This window comes from Streptomyces sp. NPDC054786, from assembly GCF_053611685.1.
On record NZ_JBSHAW010000032.1, the window covers coordinates 93,468 to 103,048 of the forward strand.

Annotated in this window: 9 protein-coding genes; 6 read left to right on the forward strand and 3 right to left on the reverse strand. The window is 71.6% G+C overall.

What is annotated here, in order from left to right; genetic code table 11:
• Nucleotides 1-22 precede the first annotated feature (22 nt).
• A complete protein-coding gene (locus ACWGI6_RS26035; protein WP_453269748.1) occupies nt 23-727 on the reverse strand; it encodes a Type 1 glutamine amidotransferase-like domain-containing protein in 705 nt (234 codons plus the stop codon).
• A 132-nt stretch (nt 728-859) separates the two neighbouring features.
• On the opposite strand from ACWGI6_RS26035, the gene ACWGI6_RS26040 reads away from it, so the two are divergent.
• The 4 genes from ACWGI6_RS26040 (at nt 860) to ACWGI6_RS26055 (ending at nt 5,248) form a co-directional block, all read left to right on the forward strand.
• Nucleotides 860-1,771 carry a sterol desaturase family protein gene (locus ACWGI6_RS26040; RefSeq protein WP_453269749.1) on the forward strand — a complete coding sequence of 304 codons (912 nt, stop codon included), beginning with the start codon at nt 860-862 and terminating at the stop codon, nt 1,769-1,771.
• On the forward strand, nt 1,768-2,475 hold the full coding sequence (locus ACWGI6_RS26045) for a lysoplasmalogenase (protein WP_453269750.1): 708 nt from the start codon (nt 1,768-1,770) through the stop codon (nt 2,473-2,475). Before ACWGI6_RS26040 ends, ACWGI6_RS26045 begins: the two co-directional genes overlap by 4 nt.
• A 39-nt stretch (nt 2,476-2,514) precedes the next feature.
• A complete protein-coding gene (locus ACWGI6_RS26050; RefSeq protein WP_453269751.1) occupies nt 2,515-3,558 on the forward strand; it encodes a zinc-dependent alcohol dehydrogenase family protein in 1,044 nt (347 codons plus the stop codon).
• Between the two features lie 85 nt (nt 3,559-3,643).
• Nucleotides 3,644-5,248: a TIGR03086 family metal-binding protein gene (locus ACWGI6_RS26055; protein WP_453269761.1), complete on the forward strand. Its 1,605-nt coding sequence runs from the start codon at nt 3,644-3,646 to the stop codon at nt 5,246-5,248.
• Nucleotides 5,249-5,341: 93 nt separating this feature from the next.
• Here ACWGI6_RS26055 and ACWGI6_RS26060 read toward each other — a convergent pair whose 3' ends face one another.
• Nucleotides 5,342-6,856: a S8 family serine peptidase gene (locus tag ACWGI6_RS26060; protein ID WP_453269752.1), complete on the reverse strand. Its 1,515-nt coding sequence runs from the start codon at nt 6,854-6,856 to the stop codon at nt 5,342-5,344.
• Nucleotides 6,857-7,055: 199 nt separating this feature from the next.
• Nucleotides 7,056-7,253: a hypothetical protein gene (locus tag ACWGI6_RS26065; RefSeq protein ID WP_453269753.1), complete on the reverse strand. Its 198-nt coding sequence runs from the start codon at nt 7,251-7,253 to the stop codon at nt 7,056-7,058.
• Nucleotides 7,254-7,474: 221 nt separating this feature from the next.
• Here ACWGI6_RS26065 and ACWGI6_RS26070 point away from each other — a divergent pair, with 221 nt between their 5' ends.
• Both ACWGI6_RS26070 and ACWGI6_RS26075 read left to right on the forward strand, forming a co-directional pair.
• On the forward strand, nt 7,475-7,819 hold the full coding sequence (locus tag ACWGI6_RS26070) for a DUF485 domain-containing protein (protein WP_453269754.1): 345 nt from the start codon (nt 7,475-7,477) through the stop codon (nt 7,817-7,819).
• Entirely contained in the window at nt 7,816-9,453 is a 1,638-nt protein-coding gene (locus tag ACWGI6_RS26075) for a solute symporter family protein (protein WP_453269755.1), read from the forward strand. Before ACWGI6_RS26070 ends, ACWGI6_RS26075 begins: the two co-directional genes overlap by 4 nt.
• Nucleotides 9,454-9,581: the final 128 nt, after the last annotated feature.

The window sequence follows — 9,581 nt, forward strand, 5'->3', positions numbered from 1 at the left end:
GGGACGGTGACGGGAAGCGGCGCTACGCCCCCAGCGCCCGCGCCGTCTGCGCCGCCTCCTCCACCGAGCCGTCCTCGCCGACGCCGACCCGGCGGAGCGTGGCGCCCGGCCTGCGGGTGACGACGTCCACGAGGCGGCCGTCGGTGAACAACCCGGCGGCGCCGTCGTCGACCGCCCAACCTCCCGGCAGCACACGGTCGTTGACCGCCGTCAGATAGCCGGGCCGGCGCTCCGGCTCGCTGTCGTAGTGCGGGCACACACTGCCCGGCAGCAGCCCCAGCCCGTCGGTCAGCGGCACCGGCGGGCCGAAGGAGTCGGAGAACGCGGTCTCGAACCAGCAGCACGCCCCGGCGCTGATGCCGCACAGCAGCACCCCGGATTCGTACGCCTCGCGCAGGATCGTGTCCAGGCCGTGCACCCGCCAGACGGCGAGCATGTTGGCGGTGTTGCCGCCCCCGACGTAGACGATGTCCTGCGCCAGGACGAACGACCGCAGATCGGTCACGGTGCGCCGGAACAGCTCCAGATGGCTCGGTTCGCATGCGCGCGGACCGAATGCCGCGTGGAATCCCTCGATGTACCCCGGCGCGTCACCGCTCGCGGTCGGCAGGAAACAGACCTTCGGACGGGTCCGCCCGGCGGCCTCCAGGACGAAGTCGTCCAGCAGGGTGTCGGGGTCGTCGGAGAAGCCGCCGCCGAGCAGGGCGATGGTGGGGGTGCCGGTCATGGGATCTCGATTCCGGTCGTCGTGGGGACCTGCCGCGGGACCATCGTGGCGGCACAGCTGACAGCACGTCTTACATACTTCTCGGTAACAACCTCTAGCGGCGCCGCAGTCCACGGCTTTATGGTGCGGAGCATGCCGCACCTGCCCGATGTCGTGTTGTGGTCCGTACCCGCCTTTGTCCTGCTCACCGTGGTGGAGATGGTGAGCTACCGCCTGCATCCCGACGAGGAGGCGACGGGCTATGAGGCCAAGGACGCCGCCACCAGCGTCGGTATGGGCCTGGGCAGCCTCGTGTTCGACGCGCTGTGGAAAATCCCCATCGTGGCGATCTACGCCACCGTCTACGAACTCACCCCGCTGCGGATACCCGTGCTGTGGTGGACGATGCTGCTGATGCTGCTCGCGCAGGACTTCTTCTACTACTGGTCGCACCGCGGCCACCACGTCATCCGCGTCCTGTGGGCCTGCCATGTGGTGCACCACTCCAGCAAGAACTTCAACCTCACCACCGCCCTGCGGCAGCCCTGGACGACCTGGACCGTCTGGCCGTTCTACGTCCCGATGATCGCCCTCGGCGTCCATCCGGCCGCGATCGCCTTCACCTCCGGGGCCAACCTCGTCTACCAGTTCTGGGTGCACACCGAGCGGATCGGCAAACTGCCCCGGCCCTTCGAGTTCGTGCTCAACACCCCGTCCCACCACCGGGTTCACCACGCCTCGCAGGGCGGCTACCTGGACCGCAACTACGGCGGCATCCTGATCATCTGGGACCGGATGTTCGGCTCCTTCGCCGCCGAGACCGAGCGGCCTGTCTACGGACTCACCAAGAACATCGAGTCCTTCAACCCGCTGCGGGTGGCCACCCATGAGTACGCCGCCATCGCGCGCGACGTACGGGCCGCGGACAGCTGGCGCGAGCGCGCCGGACGGGTGTTCCGCGGGCCGGGCTGGCAGCCGGCCGGGCGGGCCGCCGCGGGGGAGACCCCGCAGGCCGGCCGTCCGGGAACCGGGGCGCGCGCCTCCGTCGAGGAGCCGGCCGCGTGACGGCACGGTGGCCGCGGGCCGTACGGCCGCTGCTGTGGGCCTTCGCCGTACTGGCCGTCGTGCACCTGGCGGCGCTGCTCGCCGGCAGCACGGCCGTCGGGCAGCTCACCAAGCCCGCGCTGATGCCCGTGCTCGCCGGATACGCGCTGGTGCGCGGCGGCCCGCCGCTGCTCGCCGGTGCGCTGCTCCTCGGCTGCGGCGGCGACACCTTCCTCCAGATCGGCGGGGACATCGCCTTCCTGGTGGGGATGGGCTCGTTCGCCGCGGGGCACGTCTGCTACCTGCTGCTCTTCGCCCGGTACGGGACGGCGCCCGGGGACGGCAGGCGGGGCCGGACGGCCGCGGCCGGCGCCGCGTATGCCGTGCTGCTGGCCGGCACGGTCGTGCTCCTGTGGCCGGACCTCCCGGCAGATCTGCGGATCCCGGTAGCCGGCTACAGCCTGCTGCTCACCGCCATGGCGTTCGGCGCGCTGCGGGCGGGTCCCTGGGCCGCCGTCGGCGGACTGCTCTTCCTGCTCTCCGACACCCTGATCGCGAGTGGTATCGCCCACTGGCCGCAGCTGCCGGGCCCGCAGCTCTGGATCATGTTCACCTACCTCGCGGCCCAGTACGGGCTGGTCGGCGGGGTGTTGCGCTCCGCCGCCACGGCTCCCCGGCCCGCACCGGACCGGGCGCAGACGCCGCGGAAGGCAGGCGTACCGTAACCGGGTACACCCTCCGGATACGCAAGGACAACGCCCCGCATGCGCGCCACCACCATCCACGCCGCCCACGACATCCGCATCGACGAGGTCCCCGACGCCGCCGTCCTCAAGCCCCACGACGCGGTGGTGCAGGTGCTGCGGGCCTGTATCTGCGGCAGCGACCTGTGGGCGTACCGCGGCGAGGCCGAGCGCGAGGCGGGGCAGCGGATCGGCCATGAGTTCCTCGGCGTGATCGCCGAGACCGGCGCCGAGGTGTCCGGCCTCGCCGTCGGCGACCTGGTGGTGGCGCCCTTCATGTGGTCCGACGGCAGCTGCGAGTACTGCGCCGACGGCCTGACCACCTCCTGTGTGGACGGCGGATTCTGGGGCGAGCCCGGCTCCGACGGTGGCCAGGGCGAGGCCGTCCGGGTGCCGTACGCCGACGCCACCCTGGTCAAGCTGCCCGCCGCGGCGGCGGGCGACGAACGGCTGCTCACCGGTCTGCCGGCGCTCTCCGACGTCCTGGGCACCGGTCATCACGCCGCCCTCGGCGCCGGCGTACGGCCCGGCTCGACGGTCGCGGTGGTCGGCGACGGCGCGGTCGGCCTGTGCGGGGTGCTGGCCGCCAGGCGGCTGGGCGCCGAGCGGATCATCGCCCTCGGCCGCCACCGGGCACGTACCGATATCGCCCGGACCTTCGGCGCCACCGACGTCGTCGCCGAGCGCGGCGAGGCGGCCGTCGCCGCGGTCCGCGAACTGACCCGTGGCCAGGGCGCCCACGCCGTCATCGAAGCGGTCGGCACCGAGCAGTCGATGCGTACCGCGCTCGGCATCACCCGGCCCGGCGGCGCCATCGGCTGGGTCGGCGTGCCGCACGGCAGCGGCAACGGCCTGGACATGCGCACCCTGTTCGACCACAACATCGCCGTCCGCGGCGGCGTCGCCCCGGTCCGCAGCTACATCCCGGAACTCCTCCCCGACATCCTGAACGGCACCCTCGACCCCGCGCCGGTCTTCGACCTCACCGTCGACCTGACGGGCGTACCGGACGGCTACCGCGCCATGGACGACCGCACCGCACTGAAGGTGCTGGTCAAGCCCTGAGCGGTGGCCGGTGAAGGGCGGACGCGGGCGGCCGGACGCACCGCCGCTTGAGTCTCCCCCCGTGGGAGACCCGACAGTGGACGGCATGTACGAGGACGGCACGGGCCTGCTCACCATCGGCGCGATGGCGCGCTTGACCGGCATCCCGGTCAAGACCATCCGCAACTGGTCCGACCAGGACCTGCTGCCGCCCGCCGCCCGCACCCCCGCGGGCTACCGGCTCTACGGCCCGGACGCCCCGGCCCGCCTGGAGATCGTGCGCAGCCTGCGCGACCTGGGCATCGGGCTGGCGGCGATCCGGTCCGTACTGCAGCGCGAGTGCACGGTCGCCGAGACGGCGGCGCAGTGGGCGGACGCGCTGGACGCGCAAATCCGCACCCTGCAGTTGCAGCGCACCGTGCTGCGTGCGGTGGCCGCGCGGGGGAGCGCAGCAGAGGAGCTGCCGAACATGACCGAACTGGCCCGCCTGTCGGCCCGGGAACGCCGCCGGATCATCACGGACTTCGTCGATGACGCCCTCGACGGTGTGCACGCCCCCGCCTACCGCAGCGGTCTGCTGGCCGCCACCCCCGATCTTCCCGACGACCCCACTCCCGAGCAGTTCGGCGCCTGGATCGAGCTGGCCGCCCTGGTCCGCGAACCGGAACTACGGGCGGCGCTGCGCCGGTTGGCCGAGTACAGCGCCCGGACGGCACCACAGGCGGCGGAGCCGCACGCCGCGGTGCAGCCGCATGCCGAGGAGGAGCCGGACGCGGCCGGGCAGGAGCAGGCCGCCGTGCGTGTCGCGGAGCTGATGCGGGTGCGCGGTGAGGCGGCCGTCGCGGCCGGCGTCGCCCCGGACTCCCCGGCCGCGGAGCCCGTCGTCGCCGAGCTGGTCGCCGCCTGGCTCCCCACCCAGAACGGCACCGCCGACCCACCCGCCGAGGACGGCCCGCAGGCCCGCGGCCGGCTGCTGGAGCAACTGGAGGCCGCCGCCGAGCCGGCCGTCGCGCGCTACTGGCAGCTGCTGTGCACCGTCACCGGCCGCCCCGCCCCGCCCCGCTGGGACACCGCGGGCGCCTGGACCGCGGCCGCGCTGCGTGCCCACCCCGGGCCGTACCTGCTGGACCGGTCCGCGTTCGAGGACACCGATCCCGACCGGGTGCTGCACGCCTACGAGCAGGTGACCCGGGACGTCGCCGCAGTGGTCGCCGCCGTACGGCCCGAGGACCTCGACCTGCCGACGCCGTGCGCGGGGTGGACCGTACGGCAGCTGCTCGACCACATGGTGTGGGAGAACCTGATGGCCACCTCGATCGCCGAGGACGCCCCGCGCGGCGACCACACCGCCGACCACCTCGGTGACGATCACCGCGCCGCCTTCGAGGACTCCACGCGCGCCGCCCTTGCCGCCTTCACCGGCAGCGGGATGCTCCAGCGCACCTACGGGCCGTACGACGCGCCCGGCGCGATGATCGTCCAGCAGGTCGTGGTCGAACTCCTCGCGCACGGCTGGGACCTGGCGCGGGCGACGGGCGCACCGACCGGGCCGGCACCGGAGGTCGCCGAGGAGACCCTGGCGGCAGCCCGCCGGATCTACGGCGCCGCCCCGCGCACCGAGGGCAGCTCGTTCGCCCCGGAGCGCCCCGCGCCGCCCGGCGCGAGCGCCACGGACCGGCTGGCGGCCTTCCTCGGCCGCGACCCGGCCTGACCGGCCCGCCCCGCGGGCCCTCACACCGCAACGGAAGGGCCGGGTGACGCACCACCCGGCCCTTCCCCGCAACTTCCGGAAACCGTCCGGGAGTTACTTCTTCACCGCGTCCAGCGCGTCGACGATGCCATAGCCGAAGTGGCTGTTGACATGCTTGGTGCCGGTGCAGATCGCGTCACCCGTGGCGCAGCCGGGGTTGTCCGCCTGCTCCTTGAGGAGCCACTGGATCTCCTGCGGGCTGGACTTCGGGTGGGCACTCTTGAGCAGCGCCGCGACGCCCGCGACGTGCGGGGTCGCCATGGACGTGCCGGCCAGGTAGGCCCAGTCGCCGCCCGGCATGGTGGAGAGGATGTTGCCGTTCTTGGCGGGCAGCTCGGGCACCTGCTTCGAGTCGCCGCCCGGTGCGGCCACATCGATCTGGCCGAGGCCGTAGTTCGAGTAGTACGACTTGAGCTTGTTGACACCGGTCGCCGCGACCGTCACCGTGCCCGGCAGCTGGGTGGGAACGTCCCAGCAGGTCTTCGGGTTGATGGTGCGCTCGACCGGGGTGGAGTCGTTCGGGCTGGAGGCGTCGGGAAGCTGGGGCGCCGCCAGGTCGAGGCCGGAGTTGCCCGCCGCGGCGATGTTGATCACACCCTTGCGCTGGGCGTAGCTCGCCGCGCGTCCGACCGCGTCGATGATGGCGGCCTGGTCGGCGTCATCCTTGCAGTTGAACATCCACGGGTCGACGTAGTAGCTGTTGTTGGTGACCTTGACGCCGTGATCGGCCGCGAAGACGAAGGCACACACCACGCTCTCGGCGTAGAAGAGGCTCGTCTCCGGCTCGCTGACCTTGAGGGCGGAGATCTTCACCCCCGGCGCGACCCCCGCCACGCCGACGCCGTTACGGGCCGCGGCGATCGTGCCCGCGACATGGGTGCCGTGGTAGTCGTTGTCCGGGTCCCAGGGGCGCCAGGCGCCCTTGGAGGTATCGGCCACACCGCCCACGCAGTTGGCGGACTGCTTCGCGGAGAAGTTGGCCTTCAGATCGGGGTGGGTGTCGTCGACACCGGTGTCGATGATGGCGACGGTGACGTTCTTGCTGCCCGGGTTCACCTTCGCGGCCTTGTCGGCCTTGATGGCGGGCAGGTCCCACTGCAGCGGTTCGAGCGGCTCCTCGCCGTTCGCCTTCGCCGCCTTGCCGGCCGCCATGAGCTGGGACTTCGGCAGGTCGATCTTCTGCGGCTTGCCGACGTCGGTGGTGCCCTGTGCCTTCAGCGGCGCGGTGCGGGTCGCGCCCGCCGACTGCACGCCCGGCACCGTCCGCACGGCGGCGGCGAACTGCGGGTTGGCCGAGTGGACGACGATCACGCCTATCTGCTCATGGGCGATGATCACCTTCCCGCCGGCCTTGGCTATCGCCTTCTCGACCTTGCCGACCGCGGCGTGGCCGGGCGTGGTGTTCACGACGTACGAGAGCAGCGGGCCGTCGGCCGAGACCGCGGCGGCCGGGGCGGAGTCCTGGGACGCGGCGGTGGCCGCGTTCGGCAGGAAACCGAGGGACGCCGTCAGAGCCAGTCCGAGCGGTACGGCCAGCGCCCGCATGCGTCTGGATCGGGGATGTGCCATGGGTACTCCACATCATCCGTGAGACCGCCCGTGCACGGGTTGCGCACGGGCGGATGCAATGCGATGTGAAGTTATCGGCGATCACTCGTGCACAGCAATGGAATGCGGAGAAAAAACGGGGAGAAAACCCGCCAGGAGTGTGGAATTGATAGCGCGTCAGCCGATCTCGGCCCCGTGGTGAGGACCCGACAGGGGGCGGTCAGCCGTGGCGTCGCAGGGTGGCGATGCTCAGCGGGGGCAGCGCGATCCGCGGCCCGTACCAGCGGCGCGCGGCGGTGGCCGTCCCCGGTCGCGGCTCCGACGGGGCGAGGTCGAGCGGCGCCGGCAGCCGGATGCTGCCGTAGGGGCGCCGGCGGGGAGCGGGTGGCTGCGGGGCCTGCTGTGGCGGCGGATTCACACCGGGCTCAACGAAGCGCCCCGCCCGCGGTGGCGGTCGGCACGGTCATTCCCGGTTTTCTTCTGGGATTCAACGAACGCACCCCTGTCGCATCGTCTGATGCGCCTCTACCATGCGTGATCTAGATCACTTATGTGACCTTTATTGCCGGCCCGGGCCTCTTCCCGTGCCGATCCGCCGGACCGGCACGGGAACCCGCCCCTTCGCGTCAGGAGATTTCCGTGAGCGCCGCACCGACCCTCGACCCGGGGACGCACGAGCCGCCCGACTACATCCAGGTGCAGTCGAGTGCGGAATTCGACGAACTCCGCCGCGCACACCGCTCGTTCGCCTTCCCGCTCACCGTCGCCTTCATCCTCTGGTACCTCGCGTACGTGCTGCTGTCGAGCTACGCCGGCGGCTTCATGGGCACCAAGGTCCTCGGCCACGTCAATGTGGCCTTCGTCCTCGGCATCGCCCAGTTCGTCACGACCTTCCTCATCGCCTGGTGGTACTCCCGGCACGCCGCCACCGAGCTCGACCCCAAGGCCGAGGCCATCAAGTCCCGCCTGGAGGGTGACGCATGAGCCCCCTCCAGCAGCCGCTCGCGCTCCAGCTCGCGGCCGGCGGCGCCGGCGAGCACCGCACCCTGATCGTCACCCTCTTCGCGGTCTTCGTCGCCGCCACCCTCGGCATCACCGTCTGGGCCGGCCGGCAGACGAAGGGCGCGGAGGACTTCTACGCCGCCGGGCGGCAGTTCAGCGGATTCCAGAACGGCCTGGCCATCTCCGGCGACTACATGTCGGCCGCATCCTTCCTCGGCATCGCCGGCGCCATCGCCCTCTTCGGCTACGACGGCTTCCTCTACTCCATCGGCTTCCTCGTCGCCTGGCTCGTCGCGCTGCTCCTGGTCGCCGAACCGCTGCGCAACTCCGGCCGCTTCACGATGGGCGACGTCCTCGCCTACCGGATGCGCCAGCGCCCGGTCCGTACGGCCGCCGGCACCTCCACCATCATCGTCTCGATCTTCTACCTGCTCGCCCAGATGGCGGGCGCGGGCGCCCTGGTCACCCTGCTCCTGGGCATCACCAGCGAGGCGGGCAAGATCCTGGTCGTCGTCCTCGTCGGCATCGTGATGATCCTCTACGTCACCATCGGCGGCATGAAGGGCACCACCTGGGTCCAGATGGTCAAGGCGGTCCTGCTGATCGCCGGCACCCTGCTGATCACGTTCCTGGTGGCGCTCAAGTTCGACTTCAACATCTCCACCCTGCTCGGCGCCGCCGCGGAGAACAGCGGCAAGGGCGCAGCCTTCCTGGAACCCGGCCTCAAGTACGGCGCCACCGCCACCTCGAAGATCGACTTCATCTCGCTGGGCATCGCCCTCGTCCTGGGCACCGCGGGCCTGCCGCACATCCTCATCCGCTTCTACACGGTCCCCACCGCCAAGGCCGCCCGTAAGTCCGTGAACTGGGCGATCGGCATCATCGGCGTCTTCTACCTGATGACCATCGCGCTCGGCTTCGGCGCCGCGGCCCTCATCAAGCCCGAGACGATCATCGCGTCCAACAAGGCGGGCAACACCGCGGCACCGCTGCTCGCCCAGCAGATCGGCGGCGGCGCCGACTCCACCGGCGGCGCCATCCTGCTCGCCGTCATCTCCGCGGTGGCCTTCGCGACCATCCTCGCGGTGGTCGCCGGCCTCACCCTCGCCTCGTCCTCGTCCTTCGCGCACGACCTGTACGTCAATGTCCTGCGCAAGGGCAAGGCCACCGAGAAGGAAGAGGTCGGCGCGGCCCGCTGGGCGACCGTCGGCATCGGTGCGGTCGCCATCGTCCTGGGGGTCTTCGCCCGCGGGCTGAACGTCGCGGGCCTGGTGGCGCTCGCCTTCGCGGTCGCCGCCTCCGCCAACCTCCCCACCCTCCTCTACAGCCTGTTCTGGAAGCGCTTCACCACCCAGGGCGCCCTGTGGTCCATTTACGGAGGCCTGGTCTCCTCCGTCGTCCTGGTCCTCTTCTCCCCGGTCGTCTCCGGCAAGGAGACCTCGATGTTCCCCGGCGCCGACTTCGACGTCTTCCCGCTGGAGAACCCGGGCCTGATCTCCATCCCGCTGGGCTTCCTGCTCGGCTGGCTGGGGTCCCTGCTGTCCAAGGAGGAGCCGGACGTCAAGAAGTACGCCGAGCTGGAGGTCCGCTCGCTGACCGGGACCGGAGCCCACTGAGGCGGTCCCGCTCAGCCGTCCCTACAGGCCCCGGGCGGGGGGGGGGGGGCTTTATATAAAAGGCCCCCCCCCCCCCCCCCAGGGTCTAGGTGTAGGGCGGGGGGACACCCCAAACCGGGTGTGGAAGG